This is a genomic window from Sphingobacterium sp. UBA5670 (assembly GCF_002420705.1).
In the GTDB taxonomy this organism is placed as follows: Bacteria; Bacteroidota; Bacteroidia; order Sphingobacteriales; family Sphingobacteriaceae; genus Sphingobacterium.
The window spans coordinates 1-25,065 of the sequence record NZ_DIIM01000026.1 but is presented as its reverse complement, the minus strand read 5'-3'; the positions used below and the strand labels follow the sequence as shown (position 1 = coordinate 25,065).

The 25,065-nt window shown below is 38.8% G+C and carries 24 protein-coding genes and 1 pseudogene; 13 read left to right on the top strand and 12 right to left on the bottom strand.

Going from position 1 to position 25,065, the window contains the following annotated elements; translation table 11 throughout:
- The 3 genes from B3C94_RS21595 to B3C94_RS21585 all read right to left on the bottom strand — a co-directional run.
- Positions 1-1,790 (bottom strand): TonB-dependent receptor (locus B3C94_RS21595; RefSeq protein WP_293907661.1); only part of this gene is annotated, 1,790 nt, incomplete at its 3' end.
- Positions 1,791-2,016: 226 nt separating this feature from the next.
- Positions 2,017-2,667 carry a MarR family winged helix-turn-helix transcriptional regulator gene (locus tag B3C94_RS21590; protein WP_293907659.1) on the bottom strand — a complete coding sequence of 217 codons (651 nt, stop codon included), beginning with the start codon at positions 2,665-2,667 and terminating at the stop codon, positions 2,017-2,019.
- 737 nt (positions 2,668-3,404) lie between these two features.
- Positions 3,405-3,899 carry a CinA family protein gene (locus tag B3C94_RS21585; protein WP_293907657.1) on the bottom strand — a complete coding sequence of 165 codons (495 nt, stop codon included), beginning with the start codon at positions 3,897-3,899 and terminating at the stop codon, positions 3,405-3,407.
- Between the two features lie 278 nt (positions 3,900-4,177).
- Here B3C94_RS21585 and B3C94_RS21580 point away from each other — a divergent pair, with 278 nt between their 5' ends.
- Positions 4,178-4,696, top strand: a complete 519-nt coding sequence (locus B3C94_RS21580; RefSeq protein ID WP_293907655.1) for a ferritin-like domain-containing protein — start codon at positions 4,178-4,180, stop codon at positions 4,694-4,696.
- A 359-nt stretch (positions 4,697-5,055) separates the two neighbouring features.
- Positions 5,056-7,254 carry a hypothetical protein gene (locus tag B3C94_RS21575; protein WP_293907653.1) on the top strand — a complete coding sequence of 733 codons (2,199 nt, stop codon included), beginning with the start codon at positions 5,056-5,058 and terminating at the stop codon, positions 7,252-7,254.
- Between the two features lie 36 nt (positions 7,255-7,290).
- Here B3C94_RS21575 and B3C94_RS21570 read toward each other — a convergent pair whose 3' ends face one another.
- The 5 genes from B3C94_RS21570 to B3C94_RS21550 form a co-directional block, all read right to left on the bottom strand.
- The gene (locus tag B3C94_RS21570) at positions 7,291-7,947 is read right to left on the bottom strand and encodes a response regulator (RefSeq protein ID WP_293907651.1); all 657 of its coding nucleotides are present in this window, start codon (positions 7,945-7,947) and stop codon (positions 7,291-7,293) included.
- A gap of 229 nt (positions 7,948-8,176) precedes the next feature.
- Positions 8,177-8,755 (bottom strand): NAD(P)H-dependent oxidoreductase, encoded by a 579-nt coding sequence (locus B3C94_RS21565; RefSeq protein ID WP_293907649.1) that lies wholly within the window; start codon positions 8,753-8,755, stop codon positions 8,177-8,179.
- A 79-nt stretch (positions 8,756-8,834) separates the two neighbouring features.
- A complete protein-coding gene (locus B3C94_RS21560) occupies positions 8,835-9,659 on the bottom strand; it encodes an AraC family transcriptional regulator (protein ID WP_293907647.1) in 825 nt (274 codons plus the stop codon).
- A gap of 283 nt (positions 9,660-9,942) precedes the next feature.
- Positions 9,943-10,203, bottom strand: coding sequence for a hypothetical protein (locus B3C94_RS21555; RefSeq protein WP_293907645.1), 261 nt, complete (start codon positions 10,201-10,203; stop codon positions 9,943-9,945).
- 267 nt (positions 10,204-10,470) lie between these two features.
- Positions 10,471-11,955 carry a TlpA family protein disulfide reductase gene (locus tag B3C94_RS21550; protein ID WP_293907643.1) on the bottom strand — a complete coding sequence of 495 codons (1,485 nt, stop codon included), beginning with the start codon at positions 11,953-11,955 and terminating at the stop codon, positions 10,471-10,473.
- Positions 11,956-12,535: 580 nt separating this feature from the next.
- Here B3C94_RS21550 and B3C94_RS21545 point away from each other — a divergent pair.
- The gene (locus tag B3C94_RS21545; protein WP_293907641.1) at positions 12,536-13,567 is read left to right on the top strand and encodes a fatty acid desaturase; all 1,032 of its coding nucleotides are present in this window, start codon (positions 12,536-12,538) and stop codon (positions 13,565-13,567) included.
- 316 nt (positions 13,568-13,883) lie between these two features.
- Here the strand turns inward: B3C94_RS21545 and B3C94_RS21540 are convergent, their stop codons facing one another.
- Complete coding sequence (locus tag B3C94_RS21540; protein ID WP_293907639.1) at positions 13,884-14,192, bottom strand: hypothetical protein; 309 nt, start codon at positions 14,190-14,192, stop codon at positions 13,884-13,886.
- Between the two features lie 403 nt (positions 14,193-14,595).
- On the opposite strand from B3C94_RS21540, the gene B3C94_RS21535 reads away from it, so the two are divergent.
- Both B3C94_RS21535 and B3C94_RS21530 read left to right on the top strand, forming a co-directional pair.
- A complete protein-coding gene (locus B3C94_RS21535) occupies positions 14,596-14,772 on the top strand; it encodes a lmo0937 family membrane protein (protein ID WP_293907637.1) in 177 nt (58 codons plus the stop codon).
- A gap of 42 nt (positions 14,773-14,814) precedes the next feature.
- Positions 14,815-16,005, top strand: coding sequence for a GAF domain-containing sensor histidine kinase (locus B3C94_RS21530; RefSeq protein ID WP_293907635.1), 1,191 nt, complete (start codon positions 14,815-14,817; stop codon positions 16,003-16,005).
- Between the two features lie 91 nt (positions 16,006-16,096).
- Here the strand turns inward: B3C94_RS21530 and B3C94_RS21525 are convergent, their stop codons facing one another.
- Positions 16,097-17,116, bottom strand: coding sequence for an aldo/keto reductase (locus B3C94_RS21525; protein WP_293907633.1), 1,020 nt, complete (start codon positions 17,114-17,116; stop codon positions 16,097-16,099).
- 117 nt (positions 17,117-17,233) lie between these two features.
- Positions 17,234-17,968, bottom strand: a complete 735-nt coding sequence (gene surE / locus B3C94_RS21520) for a 5'/3'-nucleotidase SurE (RefSeq protein WP_293907631.1) — start codon at positions 17,966-17,968, stop codon at positions 17,234-17,236.
- A 34-nt stretch (positions 17,969-18,002) separates the two neighbouring features.
- On the opposite strand from surE, the gene B3C94_RS21515 reads away from it, so the two are divergent.
- Positions 18,003-18,929, top strand: a complete 927-nt coding sequence (locus B3C94_RS21515; RefSeq protein WP_293907629.1) for a diacylglycerol/lipid kinase family protein — start codon at positions 18,003-18,005, stop codon at positions 18,927-18,929.
- A gap of 59 nt (positions 18,930-18,988) precedes the next feature.
- Complete coding sequence (locus tag B3C94_RS21510; protein WP_293907627.1) at positions 18,989-19,249, top strand: hypothetical protein; 261 nt, start codon at positions 18,989-18,991, stop codon at positions 19,247-19,249.
- Between the two features lie 104 nt (positions 19,250-19,353).
- Here the strand turns inward: B3C94_RS21510 and B3C94_RS21505 are convergent, their stop codons facing one another.
- Entirely contained in the window at positions 19,354-21,372 is a 2,019-nt protein-coding gene (locus B3C94_RS21505; RefSeq protein WP_293907625.1) for a hypothetical protein, read from the bottom strand.
- A 189-nt stretch (positions 21,373-21,561) separates the two neighbouring features.
- Here B3C94_RS21505 and B3C94_RS21500 point away from each other — a divergent pair, with 189 nt between their 5' ends.
- The 6 genes and pseudogenes from B3C94_RS21500 to B3C94_RS21475 form a co-directional block, all read left to right on the top strand.
- On the top strand, positions 21,562-21,765 hold the full coding sequence (locus B3C94_RS21500) for a hypothetical protein (RefSeq protein WP_293907623.1): 204 nt from the start codon (positions 21,562-21,564) through the stop codon (positions 21,763-21,765).
- A gap of 5 nt (positions 21,766-21,770) precedes the next feature.
- The gene (locus tag B3C94_RS21495) at positions 21,771-22,136 is read left to right on the top strand and encodes a VOC family protein (protein ID WP_293907621.1); all 366 of its coding nucleotides are present in this window, start codon (positions 21,771-21,773) and stop codon (positions 22,134-22,136) included.
- 36 nt (positions 22,137-22,172) lie between these two features.
- A complete protein-coding gene (locus tag B3C94_RS21490; RefSeq protein ID WP_293907619.1) occupies positions 22,173-23,018 on the top strand; it encodes a 3-keto-disaccharide hydrolase in 846 nt (281 codons plus the stop codon).
- A 175-nt stretch (positions 23,019-23,193) separates the two neighbouring features.
- Positions 23,194-23,571: a nuclear transport factor 2 family protein gene (locus tag B3C94_RS21485; RefSeq protein ID WP_293907617.1), complete on the top strand. Its 378-nt coding sequence runs from the start codon at positions 23,194-23,196 to the stop codon at positions 23,569-23,571.
- 56 nt (positions 23,572-23,627) lie between these two features.
- Positions 23,628-24,677, top strand: coding sequence for a DKNYY domain-containing protein (locus B3C94_RS21480; RefSeq protein ID WP_293907615.1), 1,050 nt, complete (start codon positions 23,628-23,630; stop codon positions 24,675-24,677).
- Positions 24,678-24,966: 289 nt separating this feature from the next.
- A pseudogene (locus B3C94_RS21475) lies at positions 24,967-25,065 on the top strand (transcriptional regulator); the annotation flags it as partial.

Here is a 25,065-nt window from a genome sequence, read left to right as displayed (position 1 = left end):
AAAAGAAGTTCGCCTTCAAGCAATTCGTTAGCCTGCAGATCTGCGCCTGTGCGAAAGTCAATCTGATTGGCCATAGCCTTATAATACGACTCGACTGAAAATTCATACGCTGTACCATTAAAGTTTCGAAAGTATCCTAAGGCAATCTGATCAGCGAGCTGCGGCTTGATATTCAAACTACTCAGAACATACTGATCGGTAGGAAGTGCTGAAGTGGAATTGGTCAATTGATGGAGATTCTGCGCCATCCGATTATAGGAAAGTTTGATACTGCCCAGATTATTTAAAAGTAAACTTGCAGATAGCCTGGGTTCAAGATTGATGTAATATTTGGCTACGCTTCCATTTCCAAAATATTGCTCGCCAATCACATCTCTATCCCCATCAAAACGATAGAACGTACCCGGTCCCATGACCATAAAATCAGAAAGGCGCAGACCATAAAGTAAGGAAAGGCGCTCTGTAGCTTTCCATTCATGGGAAAAATAAGCGCTTAAATCCCATCCTTTACGCTTTTCAATGCGAATCGAATTGACGTTAGCGTCTTCTTCAGCATCTAAGCTGGCAGGCCGAATAGATTGGTTTAAAACATTTAGGCCGAAGCGGATTGTGGATCTATTGGATGGATAATAAGAAAAGTCTTGTTTGAGGTTCCAATTTTCAATTTTGGAAGCGATATCAAAATTGCCGCTATTGCCATTGACACCAACATTGTAATTAAAATCACTGTAGATTAAGGAGGTATTGCTAAACAATCGATCATTGACGATGTGATTCCAACGTACAGTAGCTGTTTTATTTCCCCAGTTAAAACCAAATTTATTGGAAAACCCTAACTCATCCTTTCCGAAATAACCAGATAGGAAGATCTTATTGCGTTCATCAATCTTATAGTTCACCTTGGCATTTAGATCATAAAAGTATAATTTGCTATTTTTGACGTCTGGATCATTTGAAAGTTTTAAAAACAGATCTGCATAAGTGCGTCGGCCACTGAGCATGACCGCCCCACGATCATTGGGTAGGGGTGCAGATACTTTTAAGCGTGATGCAATGAGCCCAACACCCCCTTCAGCAGAAAATTCTTTATGATTTCCATCCACCATGGCAATATCCAGAACAGAAGATATTCGTCCGCCATATTGGCTTGGGATACCACCTTTGTAAAGCTGTACGTCCTTAACGGCATCAGAATTGAACGTTGAAAAAAAACCTAAAAGATGGGACGCATTATAGACGATAGCTTCATCCAGCAAAATCAGATTCTGGTCTCCGCCTCCGCCGCGAACAAAAAAATTTGTGCTTCCTTCGCCTCCGCTTTGTACACCGGGCAGAAGCTGTATTGTCTTGAGTAAATCTTTCTCGCCAAATAGTACGGGTACATTTTTTATCTCCTCCATGCTGAATTTAAATGATCCCATCTGTGGACTGCGCACATGCTGATTTTTCCGAACGCCAGAAACAACAACCTCTTCCAACGCTTTCTGGTTAGGTACAAGTTCGACATCATACTTTGCCGATTCCATGAATGAGATTGTTTTGGTCTGAGTCCCGTATCCCACATAACTGAAGGTCACAATCCGTTCGCCCTTTTCAAGTAATAGGGAATAGAAACCATAATTGTTTGTTGATGTTGCCCGCTCCGTACCCTGTTCTGTAACGACTGCACCGATCAATGTCTCACCAGTATTTGCATCTTTCACAGTACCAGATAGTACTTTCTTTTGGGCTAGACAAGTTAACGTACTTAGCATAACGGATGTCGTCAACAAGAATTTTGTGTTAAGCATGTTATAATCTTTAGAGTTTAAAAGCAAATATAGTTTATTTAAACTCTAAATTAGTATTAAATAATACTAATTTCAAAAAAACTAAAAGTAATGCTTAGTCAGAGAAAAAAAACTTTAATCTTTGATCACGACAATATTTAGCTCAAAAAGGTATGGTTAATGTGAAATGTTATCAGAAATGATGTATGTAAAAATACTTTTTTGAATAAAAAAGATTAGCCAAATTCTAATCCTTTTTCAGGTATTGTTCGAGCTCGGTCACGTCTTTCTTATCCATCAGAATATGATGATGATGATCGAGCTTAGCCAATAGGATAATCAATAAATCTCGTTCTTCATCGGAAAGGTTTCCGATCAGAATGTTACCGACGGTTTTCATTTTAGGCAGTACCTTAAATAATTCGGCACGGCCCGCATTGGAAATAGAGATCGGTTTGGCCCGTTTATCGGAAACCTTGGGAGCTTCTTCAATTAGCCCAAGTCGCATCAACCTGCGGATGACTTCCGTGCCGGATGCCTTTTCGACAGCATTTTTTCGAATCAGCTCTGTTTGAAGGAGTTTATCATAGGAGAATAGCACCATCAGGAAAGTAAAATCTTCTGGCGACTGCAGATGAGTTCCTTCGAATGCCAACTTGATATAATGTTTCGCATAACGGTTCATCATCAAAAGAAGTTTACCCAAATCTTCCGCCGGGACGTCTCTTTCCGAAACAATAGCATGTTCACCTCCAACTTTACGTGTCTGAGTGATCCCAATTGAATTTTTGAGATACATGTATTTTAAAAATTCAGTGAGGGTACCATCTGCCGATTCATTGGAACAGTAATCGTCAAGCTCTTCAGCTATTTGGATTAAAAGATCTTTTTTTATCATCACTACTTTCTCTTCAGTACAAATGAAGGGTTTTTACGGCAAAAAAAAAAACAAAAGGTTCTGTATCTGCAACAGGCCCGATATTCATATTATTTAAAGACGTGATAATTCCCTTTTTGTCTCTAAGGTAATAAATAATCATTTTCGTCTAAAGAGCAAAACTCCCCTATCTTCCCACACAGCAGACCACACATACGAATGTTGTTTGAGGGCTTTCGATATGTCTATATGGCCAGGTCGCAGCGGCTCTCGTGATTGGATTTGCGAATTCGCTATAATTAAAAGTCAGGCCGGACTTAACAGTTATAAAACCAGTGTTAAAGATTGGGGTGAGAAGACAAATGCTATCGGCTTAAAAGTGACTGCAGGAAGATATGGGGGACATATGCGAATCCTGATGATCATTTGAAATTGAATTGGGACTTACAAAGGACGCTAGCTAAAGTATATTATCACATCCATACTGATACTATAAAGGACGACCTCACTCCCGCAGAAATTACAAATCAAATAATGGCGGAATTGAATCTCAGCGTAAATTAAGTCAAACCAAACGGATTACTAAATAATAGACTGTATATCAGCTAATTACAACACACGTTCGTGAACCACTCTGTTTTCATCTCAAAAATTGTATTGATACGTCATAACTGCTCGAGCAATTTCGTGAAAAATTTGCATGAGTACCATGCGGGAAAAATTAAACTGTAATCTGACAATCGTGACTTTATTTCCGTCTAATTTGTACCGTTCTTCACAACAAGAAGATTTTCAAAAGCAGCAATAATAATTCTCGCGTATTCCTCCTGTGCATCCGGTCCGAGAAGATCTGCTGGGAGATCGATTTTTTCTGAGATTACAATTTCCATTTTATAGGCTATTGCAAAATATGCATATAAAGTGAAATTCGATTCTTCGACGGGAGTTGCATAGCCTGTAACACCAATGCCGTAGTCGGTATTAAACAGATGCGAAGCCTGCAATGCCATATCTTGTGCAATCTCGGGCGACACGCAGTCACAACTTCTGCCTTCCTCTTCGTCGATTCCCAACAGATTGACCTTTTCTTCTAGCGTGTATGCCGTTAGGCCTCCTTTAAAATTGTCCGAAGCTTCTTTGATCTGGGACAACAAAAACTGAAGCTTTCCGGCTGTAACACTTTCTGCAGTTGCAACAGTTTCGGAAACAAGCAACTTACCGATATTTTCTAATATGTCTTCGTTCGGATTCATTACCTTTCTATTTATAAATTATGGAGCAAATAGAAGCAAACTATACTTATCTTCTGCCTGACTATGGAGTCAACAGTTCAAAATTCAAAATAGTTGTATAGAAAGTGATTTTAATGCAAATTCTTTATCCGATTTTCGAGGAGGACAATATTGATCTTCGATCATTACTTTAATGCCATCACTAATAATTGATGATCGGAAGTGAAAAGACTGAAATCAAAATTGAGAATTTTAAAAACGATCTTCTCCTGACTCATGTCCATCTCTAAAAAAGAATTATGGCAAAATCGAATCAAAATCAGCAACAAATGCCAAATGAGCATTTACATGAGTTATTTGTAGACGAATTAAAAGATATTCTAGGCGCGGAAAAACAGCTCTTAAAAGGTTTAAAGAAAATGAGCAAAGCGGCAGAAGATGAACAATTGAAGCAAGCATTTGAGGAACACCACAGCCAAACTCAAGGTCAAATCGAGCGGCTTAAAGAGGTGTTTGGAGCTTTGGGCATTGCTGCACGGGGTAAAAAATGTAAAGCAATGGAGGGCCTTTTAGAGGAAGCTGACGAAATCATTGAAAATTTTGAAGATGACCCGGCATTAGACGCAGCACTCATTTCCGCTGCACAAAAAGTAGAACATTATGAAATCGCCAGCTATGGCTGTCTGGTTACATTTGCAAAATTGATGAACCATACTGAAGCAGAGCAATTGCTCCAGCAAACTCTTGATGAGGAAAAGCAAACTGACATCCTACTCACAGAAATCGCTGTCTCATCGGTAAACGAGTCAGCATCATAAGTTCATAAATGCCCGGCAATCCGGGCATTTATTACGCTATATCCTGTGAGACCGCTCATCGAGCTATCTTCAACCTACTTCCGTTTTTATATCTGCTTAATTTTTTATCTGCTTAAATAATTACATCCCGTCTCCAGCCTCAATCACTATACCTACTCCTAAACTCATTTATTCTTTTCCTCACTGCTTATTCCTTTCTGTCCACGGGATATTGTGTGTTTGACTATAGCTGGATGTACCGAAAATACAGCAGGGAAAATACATTTTTTACCGTAGTTGTAACATAAAAATCAATCGTTAAAACGATTGCCACGGTACTCATCTTCCTGTAATGGGACAAACACAATTAAGAAATTAGCATGATGATAAATCCTGTCACTCCATGGACAGCAACGGTCCAATCCGATATTGCGGACTCTATGCCTATTTTTGAAATAGACCTAAAAGCATACAAGCTCAAAATCCATGATGCGGGCGATTCAATATGGTTGGTGGTTATTTGGCCGACGGACGTAAGCATAGCCTTTAGATTGGCCTTCGGGATAAATAGCCGGTTTGAGAAAGTGACGATCTCAGAAGCTCCTGATGAGATCTTGATCACTGCTTCGACCAGGCTGGCCTATTATCGCACCATTCTCTTCTTTCCAGAAAGCCTGCAAGCCACCTTTCGTTATACCACTACCCTCCGGACAAAATTACCGCTGCTTATCCCCTTCTGGCCACGGGATATTGTGCCTTTAACTAAAGATGGAAGAACCGAAAATACAGCAGGGACAATACATACTAAACAGGTAGGCTCTAGGTCGGGACAACTCTATTTCAGTATGACAAAGCCAAAAGCCGGTTCTGTGTTTTATTTTCAGAATCTTACCGCCATGTCACCCTACTGCCAGGAAACGGAGGTATCCCTCCGGGAAACAGTCGGTGGCGAATGGCCAGAGATCGGATTCCAGTTTCCCGTCAATGCTGAAAAACCGCTGCCGGCCAATAAAGAATACATTATTTCGGATGCGTTTGTTCGGCTTGATGAAAATATCCCTGAAAGTGACGCCGAGATCGTTGAAAGATACCTCGATTTACTCGCATCAATATATCTCCTCCTACCTAAGCCCGAAGCCAGCCAGCACAGCTGGCTACCAACGGCCGAGAAAATCTTGGATAATATTTCTAACAATAAAGGCTGTTGGACACAAACGGACGGCAGTCCTTATCTAAATGCTTACGTCGGCGATTACAAGACTCCTGCAGAGATCATGGTCCAGCTTGCCGTCATACTTCCATTGCATGAGTATCTGACCTGGACCGGAGAGAAGCACCCTATGCTGCAAGAACTGTCAGATGGACTCACCTCATTCTATGATAAGTCAATAAAGAGTTTAGTCAGGTGGCATCCGTCGCTAAACAATGACTTAGACCATTCTGAGGAGCAAAAAAGTGAGATGGTGATGGACTCTTGGTATCTACATCACCCCTTGTTAAACCTCGCCCGGCTCGCATTACGTGGAGACAGGATGGCTAAAAAACTGTTTTTGGATTCGATAGATTATGCGATAAAGGTTGCAAGACATTTTAACTATAAATGGCCTGTCTTTTATAAAATGACCACCCTGGAGGTATTAAAAGCCGAAACGGCTCCAGGTGAGGGCGGAGAAAAAGATGTCCCCGGATCATACGCACACGTTATGCTACTGGCTTGGCAGCTGACAAAAGAAAAGCGATTTCTTCTGGAAGCGAGCAGGTCGATTAAAAGTTTAGACGGTCTGGCCTTTGATATATTTTATCAGGCCAATAACACCGCATTTGCTGCGGGTGCCTTTCTGGAAATGTATAAAGTGACAGGCGATAAGCACTACCTGGAACTTAGCTACTGCTGCCTTGCCGGTATATTCAAAAACTGCCAATTGTGGGACTGCAATTATGGTTACGGCAAAAATTTCCCCTATTTCTTTTCTGTTTTTCCCCTAAAAGATGCACCCTATACAGCGGCATACGAAGAGCTGGAAGTATTTGCTGCACTACATCATTATCTTGAAGCGGCAGCAGGGATAGCTATTCTCCCTTCATTAAAAATATTGATTCCCGAATTTATCAAGTATGCGACGGGCCGCCTTGCCTACTATTATCCTCCGCTTCTGCCGAAGCAAATGATTGCCGAAAAGACTAAAACAGGTGAGATACAGAAGGATCTTTGGGTTCCTCTTGAAGATATACATGATGGTTGGGAGAAAAGCGGTGAAGTTGGTCAGGAAGTATACGGGGCCGGCCTGGCCTTTGGCATCATACCGCGACAGTATTTCAAATTGGGCAATCTGGGCGGAACTGTATTTATAAATTATCCAGTTTCAAATTTCCGAGTAGGCAAAAATTCGGTTACTTTCCGACTGGAGGGTAGTGCGCTTCTCAGGGCTCAAATGAGTCTTTTGGGCTTTTCAAAGGAAATACTAACCAAAATTAACGTAGAACAAAAAGTGAAATCATCGTATCAATCTGTGCGAGCACTTCGCAATGGTTTTTACGAATTGGCTGGCGCTGGGATAGTCAGAATTAAGATCTCTTAAAAGGGCTATGGATAGCCTAATCTCGACAACCGGGGGTTACTGCAATAGCATCTTTTGAAAGCCAAACCGGACGAGATCCGCTGTATTTTTGGTCTTCGTCTTTTCCATCAGACGCTGGCGATGTCCCTCAACTGTACGTTTGCTCAGAAAGATCCTATCAGCAATTTCACCATTAGTAAATCCTTCTGAAATCAACACCAATACATCAAGTTCGCGCTCAGTGATGTCATAGTGATGGAGGACTGCAGACTTGTCAACAGGATCTGGCACAATATTACGGTATACTTCCAAAATACGAACACTGAGGAAGGCGCTAATATATTTATTTCCTCCGGCTATATGGGCTATACCAAATAGAAGTTCCTCGAAATCGTTACTCTTTGATAAATACCCCTCAGCACCAGCATCAAAAGCTTCTGCCACTTTATCGATCTCCTCTATCATAGACAGGATAGCTATCTTTATCTGTGGATAAATTTTTTTGACTATCCGAACCAAGGAAATTCCATCCATACCGCTCATATTGATATCTGATAGAATAAAATCGGGCATATCCTGTTGTTCTATAAATAAGAGAGCTTCTTCTGCACTGCCTACTTCACCAATAATGTAAAAACTGGGGTTGGATTCCAATAATAGGCTGATACCGTTGCGCACAACTTCATGGTCATCGACCAAAAGAATTTTAATCATTCAAACTTTTTTAATATTATTAATAATAACGTTATAAATTAAATTTTATTTTATTAAAAACTTATACTATTTAAAAACAACACATGTTTAAACATTAAAAAAGCCCAATTATAACTAAAAGGAAATTTAATCAGCAAAGAAAACTATACAGGTCGGGTTATGATTGTTGCATCCACCATAAAATAGGTAGCAGATCCGATCAAGATCAATTCTGCTACTTCCCAACAGATTACCACATAGCATAGGCATCAACAATTTCCGTTTTCCACACTTCAATAGTTTCTGCTGTCGCTCGGTCAGCACGGTCAAAGAAGAAATGGCGCTTCACATCGAAGCCACAATAGGTGTAGATACCTTTATCGGAGGTCAGCTTTAGGGCATTATCCATTCCTATTTCCTGATATTCGATCTTGGATTTTCCATGTGAATTAATAATGAAAGCAGCTTTGCCGGCCAACAGTCCTTTCTGTATTCCATTATCGTACCTATAGGCAAATCCGTAGCTGAATACCCGGTCGATGTAACCTTTCATAATGGCCGGCATACCTGTCCACCATATCGGATAGATAAACGTAACTGCGTCAGCCCAAACAATATGTTCTTGTTCTCTTCTTATTGCCTCGCTGACCCTCCCGCTACGTTGTCCGTCCATATCTTCAAGGGACAGCACCGGGTCGAAATTAAGCTGATACAGATCCCTGACTACAACTTCATACTTTTGTCTCCTGAGTGTTTCTTCAATTGTTTGCTTGAATAGCTGGTTTAAACTTGCCGCATTTGGATGGGCATAAATAATAAGATGTTTCATTCTACTTTTGTTTTTAAATCATTGAACAAAACAAAAGTAGAATGAAAGCAAACGGAAAAATTGTAAGAAAACGAAAAGACTATTCGCCCGAAGCCTGGCAGATATCCTGCTGAAACTTTACAAAATTTCTGGGAGAAAGATTGATAAAATGCTTGAAATCCTTGATAAGCTGGCTTTGATCGTAATACCCACATTCGTCTATAATCTCAAACCAGTTCACTTTTTTTGATGACAAAAGAACGTCCTGTATCAGTCCGATCGCTATTACAAAACGCTGGTACCGAGTTAGCTCTTTGGAACTGTAACCAAAATACTTTTTTTGCATCAATTGCACATTTCTTTCAGTTTGCCCAGTTTCTTCGGCAATGGATTTGATTGGATTGCGTGTGCTGTCTTTAAAATCTGCCAACAATGCAGCAGTCTCATGCTGTAATTTTAAATAGGGCCTGCAAAAATCGAGAATGCAGTTTACCCTGTCTGATACACTTGGCACAGCGTTCAATTGATGCCACAAATAGGTAAAACAATTTTCTTCCAAAGCTTCATCAGGGTTCATCGGCAAATGATCGGAAAGAAATGCCTTTCCAAAAAAACGATAAAATGCATCTCCTTTGAAATTAACAACTAAAATTTGGGATCCCGGGAAAAGGGTATATTTAAAGGCAGATTTTAGTGGACCGAGTACGATGCACTTATCTACTTCGATTTCATTTTGCCCATTGGAAACTAACCGGACTTTCGCACCAAAATTGAACACCATAATAGTCTGAAAAGACGGAAGCAATGTTTTCGTTATGGCCTGTGCTGAAGCGTTCTCCGCAAAATAAAAATGAGAAAACACGGTCTCAAATTCGCTTGCAACGGATTGTCTATAACTGCGGTATGTCTGATCGTCTGATTTCATGATTTTCGATCTACCAAGATTAAAACCTCTGATCTTTTACTATTGTTATTTTTTGCGTATTAAAATCGGTCTGGCAAGCCGATTTATTTACTTTATCTCCCCTCATCCACTATAGTTGAAACTTCATTCATTGGAAAAGGCAGTAATAACCTTCTAAAATACTAATCAATAAATATGCGCTATTATATATTTACAAGTCTTATTTTCATATTTCCCGTAACTGCATAGCTATCTATGATCGATATAATTTGAATGAATTAAAAATACGCAATAATGTGTATTATTAAATCCGATAACGAAGCGATAGATTGCGCCAAATTTCCGTAGCAAAATGCTGATCTGAATCCATATGCTCAAAAAACCACCTATCTCCCCTTTTTACTAATTTTTGGTCAGTTCCATCCAACAAAATTGGCACTTCGGTATCTTGTTTTGACAATGACTTTTTCAACAACATGAGCTGATAATCCTGACCTTTGTAGGTTAAGCGAAACACTTGCGAACGATTCGCCTTTTCGTTTAGTGAACCAATTGTTCCATCCATAAATCCAAAGCTTCTAAATTTTTAAAATACGGCTATTATACAAACCATTAACACTATCAAAATCATAATTCCCCAGAGGATATTGTGTTAAAATAATATATCCTTCTATCACGAATTACAACAAATAATCGTGCCAAAAGCTTCTATTTTTTATAAAAATACTAGCCATAATTTTTTCTTTACGATGGATTTTTCTAAATATCTTTAAAGGTGAAATATCTTAAATTTTATGCCAACAAATATCAGTTAGGACATTTAGAATTGCGGTTAATATGATAGCACTTTGTCTATCCAGGCTTTGGCAACTTCTTCCAAATTATCCGGGGAAGTACTTGCTTGACTCATTTTTCCATTTTTATCAAAAACAACGTAACTAGGAATTGCTTCAAGGTTATATCTCTTCTTAATCGCTTCAAACTGGTTTTTATGAAGATAATAATGCTCGCCTTTGAGGACTTTAGTCAGTTCGTAAAATCTGTTGCGGTCTGAAGTTTCGTCTGTCAGATAAATGAATTTAATATCGTCCCTATTTTCAAACCGTTTTTTGACCTTTTCCATCGCTGGGGAAGCAGCAAGACAGGGACCGCACCATGTGGCCCAAAGATCAATCAACACGGCTTTCCCTTTGTATTTCTCCAGAATAGTGTTCAAAACATCATCATGTTCTTTTTCAAATGGAAGAAAGAACACCTCTCCATTCTTCTTCTGACTAAACATGCTAATATCAGATCGATGCAAAATATAACTGCTTAATTGTTTATTTTTAAAGTAAGCAATGATATCATACAGATTCTGGTCGCTTAATTGCCTTCCTTGATTTATGGCGTTAATATATGCACTAGCAACCATCATATCATAAAAAAGATTATGGTCATCCGGAGATAAATATTTAAACGTTTTACTTAGACTTTTGGTAAAAATAACAGGGCCAGCCTTCAAAATATCAGGAAATTCCAAAAGCGTATCCTTTTGAATGGTAAGCAAAAGATCAAAATAACCAGACGGAAGCAAACTAAGTGAGTCTAAATACCCGGATGTAATGAGATTATCATAATATGACCGTGTCCTAACCGGTAGGTTGACTTCTTTTTTGTCCTCTATACCTGTCATTTTATAGTAGGTCAAAAGACTTTTTTTATAGTCTTTTAAGAGTGGTGTAATCTGATATGTTTCTATCAGTTTTGAATAATAATTTCGTAAGAACTGAGAAGGTGCATTTTTCAGCAACGAATCTTTCATCTGATTCAAATGAAGCATTTTAACTCCTGTAAATTCCTTTTCAGAAGTAAATTTAGCTCCTCCTTTCTTTACTATAGGCTTGTAGGAAAACATTTTCATTATGAGCTTTTCCTGCAGACCAGAATTATCAAATATCTCCTTATAAGAGCCATGGTAATCTAAGTCAAAATTGGCGGAATCGGTTACATGAAGGTTAATAAAATTAGTTTCATTTGGAAGCAGAATAGTCGATAGGTAGCGACCATTCATCCTAAAAAAAACAGAAGCGGGGCCAAATGTAAATTCGGATAGCAAAAGAGTCGAGTCATTGACGCTTCTAAATTTAACCGGCCGGTCTCCTTGTAAAGGGTCACTCATAAAAGGGCCATCTACTTCCAGTTTTTTCAAATCATGAGGTGACGCTCCTTTTATGATAAGTGAAACATAGCCGCTAGACATATAATTGCTCTGCCCGTAACAGTTAAAAATAAGGGATAACAGACTCCCAATAAAGACTAGTCCTATTTTTAGCATAATTATTATGAATAGTTTATAATTAAAAAAAACTGTAATTCGAAAAATATATATTTCTTTTTTAACTCTAAGCTAATGCTTTACCCATTATGATTAAACGCATAATTTAAAAAATACACATTTGTGTAGTAAATATAGCATGGCATCCGTCTGGATGGAGACTACCTGGCTATAAGGCTTGATCTATAGAAGATTTGGCTGCGTATGTTTACCCAAAAATCCATTTCGATGCCTTCGGCATAATTTTATAAAAAGAAGCAACAATGCCCCACGAGATCAAGAAAACTATGGCTGCAGTGATAGGAATCTTTAGCGATACTGGGATAGCAACTACATTAGCCAACCAATAGCCAAAACCTACAACGAAATAATGTAAGAGATAAATACCAAAACCGCATTTAGTTACGTTTGAGAAAACTGTCATCCATTTTACCGATGTAAGCTTAAATGTACGTACTAACAAAAAGATGGCTAAAGCTGATCTGTTCAGAGCCTGTGAATATGTTAAATTTTTGTTATTAACACTTTTTAACCTGAATATATGGTAGCTTAGCCAATATAATAATTTAGATCAACCAAAATGCCCTTTTTAGATCATGTTCTACAAGTTCCTACCTACGGATGGAAAGACAACGATGGAAACCTCGTAAAACCTAGTAAAAAACAAATTCTTAACGAATTCTTCAAACGTCTCAATATATTTAAAGACAAACGCAACTGGTTACCATTTTTTAGCTGGCTAAAAGTGGCTTGCCTCATTCCTTTTTTTATTTTATTCTTAGTATACCATTTCAACTGGTGGACAGTACTGGCAGCTTTTTTTTACAGCATGATCGTTATGGGGACCCACGGAACGATATGGCATCATAGATTTGCCACGCACGGAGCCTTCAAATTTCGGAACGGATTCTGGCGTTTTTTCACACAAAATCTGACTATCAATGTTATTCCCGAAGAAATATATGTGATTTCACATCATGTCCATCACGCAAAATCTGATCAACCAGGTGATCCTTATAATGCACAAGCCGGATTTTTATACTGTTTTTTAGCGGATGTTAATCACCAGCCTATTGCAAAAGACCTTACCGAAAATTCTTATAACCGTGTAAAACTTCTTATGCGGCATACAGGCGTAGCGGCCAACAGTTACCTGCAATATCAAAAGTGGGGTTCCTATGTAAATCCTACCCATGCAATAGGGTCCTGGATACTGAATTGGGCTTTTTGGTATGCCATCTTTTATTTGATCGGTGGCCATGCACTTGCTTGTACACTCTTTGGTGCTGCTGGATTTTGGGCTGTAGGTGTAAGGACATTCAACTATGAAGGTCATGCAAAAGGAGAAGACAAACAACGAGAAGGGATCGACTTTAATGAAAATGACAAATCTATAAATCAACTATGGCCAGGAATTGTCGCGGGCGAATGGCACAACAATCATCATTTGTATCCAAAAAGTGCGCGAAGTGGTTTCAAGCCTTATCAAATTGATCTTGCTTGGTGCTATATTAAAATGATGCATAAATTAGGTGCAGTTAGCAGCTATCGCGATGATAAAAAAAGATTCAACGAAAAATATCATATCCCCTATCTAAAATCAAAGGCTTAAAAGATGCGCAGGTCTATATAGGACCTTCCATCTATATACTAGAAGTTAGTGCTTACAGTTCTGTTGCTCCGGATGTCACAGTAAGAATATTTTCAAACATGCACATCATAATTTAGCGTATTCTTTCTGTGCATCCGGACCGATTAATTCTACCAGCAACTCCGATTTTTCCAGAGATTACAATATCCATTATAGGCTATCGCCAAATATGCGTATAAAGTTAAATTCGATTCGTCAATAGGGGCTCGCGTGGCCCATATTGCCATCCTGTATTCGGTATTAAATAGATGAGAAGCCTACGATGCTAAGTCCTGTGCTAATCCACTTTCTTTTCACCAATGACCACATCTCCGCGGATGGATCTTAAGTAGCCTTCAAATGCGATATTCAATCCTTCAATAATAAGTGCATCGTGTATATCGATGTCACCAATAACCGTCTTATCATCATAGCCATCACCTACTATCGCCAAAATACAATTCTCGCTTCCTTTTGGGAAAAGTCCGACTCCTACTATTTCTTCACCAAATTTTACAAACCAGGTTTCTTCCTGATAGTCGTCTGTCGTGTTCGGTATATGTATAGCCTGCTGCAGGTTTTCACATTTAACAAGATCAAAATTCATTTACTTTACCAATATTACAGCTATAAGACAACGCTCAATAAACTATTGTTTCATAGAAATGACTAAAAATACAAACGATCATGTATGGTTGTTATGCAAAGGCTGATCCATGACAGAATATGCACTTTTACGTTACCTATTCTAAGCTAGATTTATTCACACAAAGAATAGTGACATTGGGCTATGGGAAGTAGAAATATCCTGTGCGAAGACAGCCATCTTTACGATAATGGGGACTGAGTTTATTTTGTTTTCATACCTTGACCTTTATCTTAGGTTCTAGATTAGTTGAATTTTTATTAAAAATATAATCTTACAATTTTGTAACTTCCCCTACTGCCTTCTAAAATTATTAAACGATTCCAGCTATATATTGTTCTTCAATAAAGAATGATATTTAAATATGGGAGATCTATTATATTCGGTGGCTGTTAGCATAGTGATTATTTGGGCAGTTACTTTTTTGGGAGGATTCATTACAGAAGATTTTATTCATATTCTTTTAGCTTTTGCATCTATAGCGCTCATATTTCGTGCAATAAAGACGATGGATAGCCGTGAGGTGCAACAATTAAAATAATAAATTAGCTATTATTGGTAAAGCAATTAACCATTGATAAAAATGACAATTCCAAATCAGCCAAATCAACCGTACGACAGGTATATTAAAGAAAGTGACTTCAATTCCTGTAAAAGAATTTTAGAAGCTTTGTGTGGTCACACAAAAATGCGATACGGCCTGATACGCAAAAAGGATGGTCAGACTTGGGGGAACTGGTGCGTTTATGATTATCAGTATCAGAAGATTGTCGCTAAAAACAGTGAAACATACGTTACAATATATCAGGCAATCCGGAAGGGCCTTTCGCCAATTTATATTGACGATAGTGAACTGTGCTCAGTCAATCAATGGACCGATATTCTTCAGAAATTCGGTTTAAAAAGTTATATTTCTTATCCAATAATCAATAAAAAAGATGCGATTATAGGGCACCTGAGTTTAATGAATGCGGAACCGGTGAAGTTTGACCAAAGTAAACTGGAAATGCTGCTGCCAGTTTGCAGCGATTTAATCGCAATAGATTTTAAAACAGTCATAGAGTACAGAAATACAAGAAGAAAATTAGAACAAGAACTTAACTATTCGAAAAATAGAGAACTCGTTTTATCATCTTTGGCTCACGACTTAAACAATCCAGTCAGCATTGTAAAAGTGATATCACAATATCTTCAGGGAAATATAAAAGATGAAAACCAAAAAAGCTTATTAAAGAAAATTGAGGAAGCATCTTTTCGGATGAAGGGAATAATAGATGATGTATTAGATTTCAGTAGTATCCGTCTTGACGATGGATTTATAAGAGTTCGTGATAACCAACGCATGGATTCATTGATTAGACAAATCCTATCGGAATTTGAACTACTTCATAATAGAACGTTAATCGCTCATATTAATCTTCCCATTGATATACCTTGTGATCATACTAAAATGGGACGAGCATTTACCAATCTAATTGGCAATGCAATAAAACACGGCAATCCACATCAAAATATAGAAATCAACGCATTTATTGAAAAAGAAAATTTCATTTTCAGTATTACGAATGAGGTCTCCTATTCACAGTCTTCAGATCTTACAGATCTATTTAAGCCCTTTGTAAAAGGAGCCAACAGCAATGGGCTTGGATTAGGATTGTTTATCGCGAACGAAATCGCAAAAATTCATAAAGGAAAAATAACGGTCTCTTTGGACGACAATAAAATTGCATTTAATCTAATGATCCCTATAGATTCTACCGCACCCCTGCAATAAACGAGGATTTTATATCGAACTACTTTTCGCTTAAATGCTTTTAAATAAAAAATGGGTGCGTTAATCGCACCCCTATCCGCTATGAACGATATTATTTATCGGGTATTGGTGCATGTTCTGCAATAAGTTTTTCGTGCTTTAGCTCTTTCCAGAAGTCTGTTGGTATCTTGATGTTGAAGGCCTGTGCATTTTGTACGGCCTGCTCAGCGGTATGTGCTCCTGGTATAACGCCAGACACTTCGTCGGGGGCAGCAGCAAACTGCAAAGCTGCTGTGTGTAGCTCCACTGCGTGATTTCTTGCTACTTGCTGCAAAGCATTCAGCTTTTCCTTAACACCGGCGGGAAATGTCCCGTCATAAAGGTAGCGGTCTTTGCCCGATAAAAATCCAGCACATAACGGCGCTCCAACGACGATAGAAATCCCCCTTTCAGCAACTTTAGGGAAAACTTGGTTCAGATCCTCGTCATGTTTGATCAATGAATACTGACACGCTGAGAGAAAAATATCCGGGTCTGCAACTTCCAATGTCTGTAAAATTGGCTCTACAGTATTAACCCCTAATCCCCAGCCCTTAATAATTCCTTCTTCCCTCATCCTGGTCAGTTCGGGCATCGCGCCGTTAACAGCTTGCTCAAAATAGTGTGCATAGCTATCTTTCATATCTCCATTGTCGGGTGAAAGGTCGTGAATATACACCACGTCAATGGACGATAATCCCAAGCGCTGCAGACTCTCTTCTATACTTTGTCTTACCCCTGCTGCACTATAATCATACTTATAGGCAAAATTTAGCTTACCTTTCCATAAAGATTGTTCCATCTTAAAATCTTCATGAGGCAGCATTAATCGTCCTACTTTTGTTGATAGCGTAAAACTATCTCTGGGTTGATCTTTTAAAAATAAACCCATTCTACGTTCACTGATACCCAAGCCGTACCAAGGCGACGTATCAAACAGTCGTATCCCTGCATTCCATGCTGCTTCAACGGCCTGTAAACATTCAAGGTCTGCGTTGTGTTGAAACCCATTTCCTAACGCCACACCACCAAATCCAGCTTTACCGTCTGGACGAAATCGTTTCTTTTGTGTTAAATTTTCAGCTGTTGCCATTTTATGTCCTTATATTGTTTTCGATGAGACAGCAGGTATTGCTACATCCTTTCCATGCTGCCCTGTGCTTGCCTCTCTATTAAAATCTCTTCCTTTCCTTTGTCTTATCTATCTCCATTATGTACGTTCGCTTGCCAGTCTCGCCGTAAGCTCATCATGTGCAGTGAGATCCAGCCGTAAAGGCGTAATAGAGACCAAACCGTTTTCTACCGCCCAGCGGTCTGTGCCTTTTTCAGCAGGTTCTAATGGCACAACGGTAATCCAATAGTTTTTTCTTCCCATGGGATCCTCTCCGGGTACCACACTGCCATCATATAAGCGTACAGATTGTCTTGTCCATGACAGACCTCGAGGTTCGGACGGAAAATTCACATTGTATAGGGCAGGACCTTTATTATTCAGCAATAGCTTGAGCACATCCCCTGTCCAGCGAGAAAGCCCTTCAAAATCCGGCTCCGTCTTCCCGACAGGTGTGCTCAATGCGATACCCGTAATGCCAAGAAGTGTCGCTTGCTTTGCCGCAGCTAATGTTCCCGAGTGCCACATGGAATTACCCAGATTAGGTCCCATATTAATACCCGAAAGTACAACCTGTGTATCTGGAAACATATGTAAACCCAAGGCGACACAATCTGCGGGTGTGCCATTTACCCTAAAAGCTTCAATATCATCAAAAGTAATCGGTGCACGCCGGTAGCTTAGGGGCCGGGAATGTGTTATGGCATGTCCCATAGACGACTGCTCAACATCGGGGGCAACAATCTTAACTGTTCCAAACTCTTTCGCTGTCTTTGCTAATGCCGCAATTCCCGGCGAATAGATGCCATCGTCATTGGTAATAAGTATATTCATAATTGTACCTTTTCTATGAAAACCAATCTCGAGCATGCTTTGTTCAGATGTTATGAAAGAACATGGCAAAAATATACGCTTAGTACATAACCCGGCTGCTGGGGATGACACTAATGGAGATAAGGACGAACTATGTCAATTGATTGAAGATCTTGGCCACCAGTGCACAGTAGTAGCAAAAAAGGATGCGGTAAAAAAGATCCATCCGCAGACAGACATTATTGCCCTAGCAGGCGGTGATGGCACCGTAAGAATGACCGTAATGGCTCTACTGGAAAAAAAGTTAAGATTTAAAAGGCCAATCGCCATTTTGCCCCAAGGCACGGCAAACAATATCGCTATTTCTCTCGGTATTCCCCTAGACTGTGAAAAAGCTATCGGTCTTTGGAGAAATTGCCTACTTAAAAAATTCGATGTAGGAATGGTCACAGGATTAGACAGGAAACCCTTGTATTTTATCGAATCAATCGGTTTTGGTGTATTTCCATTGCTGATGAAGAAAATGGATAAAAAAAATACGGAGCACCTTAGCGCAGAAGATGAAATCAAAACTGCCCTAAGGCAGCTCCGCAAATTGGTAGCAACATTTCCAGCTAAAAAACTAAAACTTACTGTAGCTGGAGGCAGTTTTGAAAAAGAATGTATTCTCGTTGAGGTCATGAACATCCCGAGCATGGGGCCGCGGCTAGTGCTCGCCGCCGATGCTGATCCCGGAGATGGACAGTTTGATATCATCATCGTGACTGCTGATCAGCGCCAGGAACTCATAGACTATATCGACGGACTGTTGAATGGAACTGATATAGAATTTAAAATAAGGCCCATCCGAGCCAGTAGATTAACAATAGAATGGGAAGGTAAGGAAATACACATAGACGATCAACGCATGAATTATCCCGGCAAACAACTCAAGCTTACCTTGCTTGAAAGTCTGGTTGAAATTGTCACAGGAAATAAATAAGATCTAATTTCTCTCAACGATTAACACGCAAAACATGTTCTCTAATAAAAATGAATCCTATGGACAGATCGAAAAACAAAAATAACGGGCATATAGGCATACTTATATTTCTCATGGCAGCTATCCCAAATCCGGATCCACGAGAACCAAGTCCAGACGTATCCAAGCAAGAGGATACTTCCAAGAAAGATGATGATCCCAACACTAATTTATCCGGTATCAAAGACGATCGAACTCATAACAGGGAGCAAGCACAAGCTGAACAGAAAGAAAAGGACGATGAAGATAAACCTGATCTTTCTGGTGATATCAATGTTTAGGGAACGATAAATTACCTGCTTTTCGTATACTTGAGGCACATGCCGACAAGTTGCCAAATAGAGATAGCCACGAACAGGAAGAGTCAGGTATAGTATTAAATCCCTTAATTTTTTCGAGGTGGAAAGAAAAACAATTTTGGATTTATCTTGAAATAGATCCAAACGGCCTTTCCCATTTTCATCAATTCTTTCGACGATAGGTTTCGCGAACGAAAGGCTAACATCAAGGATAAGGAAAAGCTGACCATAAAATTAAAGAATCCTATAATCCCTATCCCTAAAATACCCCATACCCATATATCTGTAGAGAGTTCCATCCCATGTCCAAACAGACCCAATGCCAAATTTCCGCTGGCAAATGTAATATGTCTTATATCTAGATTTAACCCTAAAAAAAGTCCGATAGAAGCTGTTGTGCCCATAAAGATTCCAAACCAAACGTTGGATACAATACCTGCCCATTTTTTTTCATAAAATGAAGCTATTTTGTTTGTTTTCGCCTGTCCAAACATCTTTTTCAACATAGGATGCTCCTGAATGCGATAATATACGGAGTTATGCTTGTCACGATTTGAAATACTACCAGCAATAATTCCGGAAAGAAATAAAAAAACACCGGCAATGGAAGCATGCAAGACCACAGGTGTCTTAATTGGATTGAGGTCATTCACCAGATGTAGCCACTTGGCACTCGCAATATTGACCTGAAACAACTGTTGAATAGCCCAAACAAGAAGCAGGCTCATCGGAAAAGCCATTGCAACATTGCCAACAAAAGCAATGAACTGTGAGCGAAATAACCGTGCAAACAATTCAGCAAAAATCCAATAACGATGTCTATTAACGCCCTGTTCTGAAGCCCCCTGTTCAATCGCGTTGACCAATGCAGATGCTGTCATTGCAGGCTGTTTGGTTGCCAAGGTTGCGCCAAAGAGATAAATTAACGTAAAACCGATGGCATAATTCAGACTATATAAAAATGCATGACCAAATTCACTGGTATGTATCTTACCCAACAATAATTTAACGATACACATTACTCCTACGATGAGACCTCCCCCACAGGCTGAACGGAACATTTTCCAATATTCCTGTCTGCTTGAGGTAATATAATGCTCCCCAGTCTGTGCTGTATGGTGTGTAATTTCATAGGCCAAAAGCTGTGTACTCTGTCCTACTAATTTACGTATATTGCTTTTTCGTGAATTGTAACCAATAAGGGTTGTCGCCAGTGCAATCGTCTTTTGTTTCTTTTCATCTGGATTGTCGATCACTAAAAAGGACAAGATTTCTCTGATCCTTTCCAGCTGCTGCCGTATACGCAAAAGGGATTGATTGACTTTTATGGAAATTCCAAAACGATGTGAATTATCAAAGGCCGTTTCAATAAACGATTCGCATTGTCTATGAAGCACCCCAATCTGTTTATAAGATAGATCATCCGAGGAAATAAATTTATTATCCGACTGTAAAATACGATCATTCAATTCGGTAAACTCCCGCATGATTGCAATAAAAGGACTATCAAAATTTTGAAACTCGGGTACCATCTTGTTTACATCTGTTTCCATTGCGCGGCCCGTGATGCGCTGAACCAACAGTTCCAGCCCATACAATATTTCGATCATTCCAAAACCGGTTTCATCATCATAAATCGTTTCAAATTTACATATGCGAAACAGTTCATCGATTTGGTCCTGCGGAACCGCAGCAATCCAGTCTGCATCACGAGCCTTGTAAAAAACCTGATTTAACAGATATTGCAAAGTAGACTTGGGTGGCTGAAACGGCAGGTACCGCTCGGTGATTCTTTTCCTAAGCTCATAAAAAAAATCTGCATAACTAATAATACCGGTGTCAGAAATCAACTGATCAAAGTCTTTGCCCGTTAGGATTCTTCTGAGATAAAGCTGAAATCCGGCTAGATCGTTGGGTGCGTCATGGAGATAGTCCAATAAAAATTTAATATCTACCTGATAAAGCAAATTGATACGTGTTGGACGAATAACATCAACTAATAAAACTAAAAAATCAACGCTTGTATAATCTGGATCCTGTAATTGATCTTTAAATCGTCCAAACAAACTTCTTACCTTGGTCTCTTTATCCTGTTCCTTTTTCATAAATTATAAGATCCTCTGATTTAGATACCAATTTTAGGTACATTTTGTTTTGTTATCTTAAACAGCTACTCACTAAATGATGTCAAATAGCCCCTAGAATAGATGATTTTGATCATTTGTCATACACTTTCATTGCTATAATTTTACAGCTAAGAAATTATAAATCAAAAGCTAGGATAAAAGATAAAAATGAAAAATAACGATAAATTGAAGCCTGCAAAATTATGTTACGAACATATCGGCGGAAAACTCGGCCAACTCCTATTGGAAGCTCTGATAGAAAAAGGCTGGCTGGCGAAAACAGACCCTAGCGATAAAAACCTCTATATCACTGCACTTGGAGAATCCCAATTAACAGCATTTGGTATTGACTTATCACAAATTAAATCCTAACAGCTATGAACTTACCATTAGATTACGACAATTTCTTTTTACCTGCAGAAGACCTAGAGAGGGCCAAAGAATTTTATGGGAACCAACTTGGCCTCGAAACCAAATTCGACTTTTCGGATAAGGGAATGACTGCATTCAAGATAGGTGACAATGAACCAGCAATCATCCTTAGTACTGGACAACATGCGAAACCAGCTATATGGTTTAAGGTCGCGGATGTTAAGACAGCATATGAACATTTAAAGAACAAGGGGATCGTATTTTTAAGCGAACCATTTGAAATCATGACAGGTTTAGCGGTTGAATTTAATGATCCTTTCGGAAATAGGCTTGGAATAACGGATTATTCCAAAGTGAATGAACATTTTTAGTATCTTAGTAAGATAACTAATTAACTCAATAAATTAATGACAGACTGTGAACTTCAAAATATAGATCCACCCACCAACTCAATACAAAGAATTATCTATTCAATTTTAGCGACCAGTTTTATTTTGACAGGGTGTGCAGGAATAAAAGGTCAAGGAGATAATAACGGCTGGAAATCATTGTTTGACGGAAAGGACATCAACGACTGGTTTGTCAAAATTCATCATCATGACTTTGGTGTAAACTATGGAAATACGTTTAGAGTGGAAGATGGGATTATTAAAGTCAGGTATGATCAGTATGGTGATTTTAATGATCAATTTGGTCATTTATATTATAAAACACCCTTCTCTTATTATCATTTAAAGTTTGAATATCGATTTGTCGGTGAACTTCACAAAGGAGCACCTTCATATACGCTCCGTAATAGTGGGGTTATGTTTCATTCACAAGATCCAAGAACCATGCTGAAAGAACAGGATTGGCCTATTTCTGTCGAAATGCAGCTTTTAGGCGGATTGAGCGATGGTCAGCCACGCCCTACTGGTAATATGTGTTCTCCTGGGACTAATGTAGTTTACCAAGGGAAAATAGCATCTTCCCATTGTTTAAATTCTACTTCGAAGACCTATGACGGTGATCAATGGGTTAAAGGTGAACTGATTGTACTAGGCGATTCATTAATCAAACATATCATTAATGGAGATACCGTACTGGAATATTCGAAACCTCAGATTGGAGGCGGCACAGCGAATGGATATGATCCACAAATTAAGATCGATGGTAAATTACTGAGCAGCGGATTTATTGCGTTGCAGAGCGAAGGCCAGCCCGTGGACTTTAAGAATATATGGATCAAAGAGCTGCCTACGTCAAAGAAATAAGAATTAAATAGGGAATGATAAAATATGCTAATTTTTCGGGAAATAATCCAACAATTGCTGTGCAAATCGCTGAGAGATCTTCAAAAACAATTTTTAAATAGCAACTGAACAATAATGATTTATTATTTTTAAAGTAATAATGATAAAAACAGCATTTTAAAGACCCGATCGGGATATGGACAAGATTACCAAAGAAGAAATTGCAGAAGCAGAGAACCAGCTTTTCCTGGCTCAGCTAGCCAGTAATGTGGATGCTCTGGACCTCCTACTGTATGACCATCTCGTAGCTGTAGCACCGGATGGTCAAATGCTAACAAAAGAAATGGATCTAAATGCACACAGATCAAAAGCAATGATTATTGAAAATGCGTCAACAGAAATTGATGAGATCAGAATAATTGGAGATACCGCGCTTTCAGTGATTACAATGACGGCAAAAGGTGAGGTAATGGGAGCACCACTGGAAGGAAAATTCAGGTATTTTAGGGTGTGGAAACGCATTAACAACACGCTGAAAGTCGTTGGTGCAAGTTTTATGCAGCTCCCTCAATAAGTGGATGGAAAAGTAACGATAATGCGGTAAAAAATATGTCGGAGATTACAAGAAAAATGAAAAAATACACTTTTTTTTTAGTTTATGTTCTACTTTGTTTCTGTATCTCTTGTCGAAATATTGGCAAACCGATTGATAAACAAAAATCAGGTTCCTATTTTATTGATTCAAAAGGACAGATCGCTTATTGTCAGAATGGAAATTGGTTTAGCTTGGGCATTTGGGAAATGCAGGCTGATGCACGATCATTTGAAGTTTTGTCAGAAGATATCGCCAAGGACAAAAATGCTGTATACTTTCGTGGCACAATCCAAAAACTAGTAGATAAGAATTCTTTCTATGTCGACAATCAGATCCCGAAAGATCGTCTTCACGTCTATTACATCGATCAGGCCCTAGGTTTTCAGATTATTCAGGGAGCAGACCCCAAAACATATGAACCTGTAAAGGATCATATAAACTGGGCACGCGATAAAGACCATTACTTCTACAGTAATGACATGATAAGGGCTGACCGCAAAACCTTTTCATTCGTCAATTACTATTTTCTAAAGGATAAAGATTCGGTCTATGTATCGCCGAATATCGGTGCTTTTAGAGCAGTTGCTGCTAACGTCGGAAAAGTTGAAGCAATCAACAAGTATTACATGAGAATTGACAATACAATTTACTACCCGCCATTTCGGCAGGGATCAGATGTGGTAACGATGCCATTTAATACCATCCAGACAATTCGTGTACTAGATCAGGATCATATTAATGTTAATAATAAGTCCATATTATTCAGGGGAAACAAGTTCAAATATGAGCTTGTTGATGCGTCCTCCTTTGCGTTATTCCCTACGGATGAGAAATACGATAGCTATGGAAGCAACTCCTATTCGAAAGACAAAAGTTATGTCTACTATAATCAGGAAATAATCCCAGGTGCTGATCTAAAAACTTTTATACCTATAGGCCATGATTTTGGAAAAGACACAAAAAATGTCTTTTATCAAAAACAGCGGCTTGAGGGAGTAGATGCAAAAAGCTTTAAGAAGGAAGGTGATTTTTATAAAGACAAACTGGGTAACAAATTCAGCGCGATCACTGGAAATAAAGTATAACTCTCCATTTGCGATATACTTTTTCAGTTGCCCCATTACTCACAAATTGGCCATCAACACACTAGCGCACTGCACAGCGATAATATATGTTGTCAATATTGTAATAACCGATGAAAGACAAATATAAATCTAATGAGCATGGTTAACCATTCCAGCGGTAACTAGGTCTAAACCCTAAAATTGATATCAGATGAGGGAGAAGACAATAAAGGCGAACGCTGGCATTTTTTATATTAAATTTTGAAATAAAAAATATATATCGTAATATTACGATATTAAAATCATAAACATGGGACTTACTAAAACAGAAATATTTACAGAAGAGCAAAATCGGCTTGCCATTTTGTTTAAAGTTTTGGGACACCCGGCCCGTGTAGCGATTCTCCAG

What these genes read in the sequence shown, in the direction of transcription:
- B3C94_RS21590 (WP_293907659.1), bottom strand. Translation starts at nt 2,667, where the DNA reads ATGATAAAAAAAGATCTTTTAATCCAAATAGCTGAAGAGCTTGACGAT.
- B3C94_RS21585 (WP_293907657.1), bottom strand. Translation starts at nt 3,899, where the DNA reads ATGAATCCGAACGAAGACATATTAGAAAATATCGGTAAGTTGCTTGTT.
- B3C94_RS21580 (WP_293907655.1), top strand. Translation starts at nt 4,178, where the DNA reads ATGGCAAAATCGAATCAAAATCAGCAACAAATGCCAAATGAGCATTTA.
- B3C94_RS21575 (WP_293907653.1), top strand. Translation starts at nt 5,056, where the DNA reads ATGATGATAAATCCTGTCACTCCATGGACAGCAACGGTCCAATCCGAT.
- B3C94_RS21570 (WP_293907651.1), bottom strand. Translation starts at nt 7,947, where the DNA reads ATGATTAAAATTCTTTTGGTCGATGACCATGAAGTTGTGCGCAACGGT.
- B3C94_RS21565 (WP_293907649.1), bottom strand. Translation starts at nt 8,755, where the DNA reads ATGAAACATCTTATTATTTATGCCCATCCAAATGCGGCAAGTTTAAAC.
- B3C94_RS21560 (WP_293907647.1), bottom strand. Translation starts at nt 9,659, where the DNA reads ATGAAATCAGACGATCAGACATACCGCAGTTATAGACAATCCGTTGCA.
- B3C94_RS21555 (WP_293907645.1), bottom strand. Translation starts at nt 10,203, where the DNA reads ATGGATGGAACAATTGGTTCACTAAACGAAAAGGCGAATCGTTCGCAA.
- B3C94_RS21550 (WP_293907643.1), bottom strand. Translation starts at nt 11,955, where the DNA reads ATGCTAAAAATAGGACTAGTCTTTATTGGGAGTCTGTTATCCCTTATT.
- B3C94_RS21545 (WP_293907641.1), top strand. Translation starts at nt 12,536, where the DNA reads ATGCCCTTTTTAGATCATGTTCTACAAGTTCCTACCTACGGATGGAAA.
- B3C94_RS21540 (WP_293907639.1), bottom strand. Translation starts at nt 14,192, where the DNA reads ATGAATTTTGATCTTGTTAAATGTGAAAACCTGCAGCAGGCTATACAT.
- B3C94_RS21535 (WP_293907637.1), top strand. Translation starts at nt 14,596, where the DNA reads ATGGGAGATCTATTATATTCGGTGGCTGTTAGCATAGTGATTATTTGG.
- B3C94_RS21530 (WP_293907635.1), top strand. Translation starts at nt 14,815, where the DNA reads ATGACAATTCCAAATCAGCCAAATCAACCGTACGACAGGTATATTAAA.
- B3C94_RS21525 (WP_293907633.1), bottom strand. Translation starts at nt 17,116, where the DNA reads ATGGCAACAGCTGAAAATTTAACACAAAAGAAACGATTTCGTCCAGAC.
- surE (WP_293907631.1), bottom strand. Translation starts at nt 17,968, where the DNA reads ATGAATATACTTATTACCAATGACGATGGCATCTATTCGCCGGGAATT.
- B3C94_RS21515 (WP_293907629.1), top strand. Translation starts at nt 18,003, where the DNA reads ATGCTTTGTTCAGATGTTATGAAAGAACATGGCAAAAATATACGCTTA.
- B3C94_RS21510 (WP_293907627.1), top strand. Translation starts at nt 18,989, where the DNA reads ATGGACAGATCGAAAAACAAAAATAACGGGCATATAGGCATACTTATA.
- B3C94_RS21505 (WP_293907625.1), bottom strand. Translation starts at nt 21,372, where the DNA reads ATGAAAAAGGAACAGGATAAAGAGACCAAGGTAAGAAGTTTGTTTGGA.
- B3C94_RS21500 (WP_293907623.1), top strand. Translation starts at nt 21,562, where the DNA reads ATGAAAAATAACGATAAATTGAAGCCTGCAAAATTATGTTACGAACAT.
- B3C94_RS21495 (WP_293907621.1), top strand. Translation starts at nt 21,771, where the DNA reads ATGAACTTACCATTAGATTACGACAATTTCTTTTTACCTGCAGAAGAC.
- B3C94_RS21490 (WP_293907619.1), top strand. Translation starts at nt 22,173, where the DNA reads ATGACAGACTGTGAACTTCAAAATATAGATCCACCCACCAACTCAATA.
- B3C94_RS21485 (WP_293907617.1), top strand. Translation starts at nt 23,194, where the DNA reads ATGGACAAGATTACCAAAGAAGAAATTGCAGAAGCAGAGAACCAGCTT.
- B3C94_RS21480 (WP_293907615.1), top strand. Translation starts at nt 23,628, where the DNA reads ATGAAAAAATACACTTTTTTTTTAGTTTATGTTCTACTTTGTTTCTGT.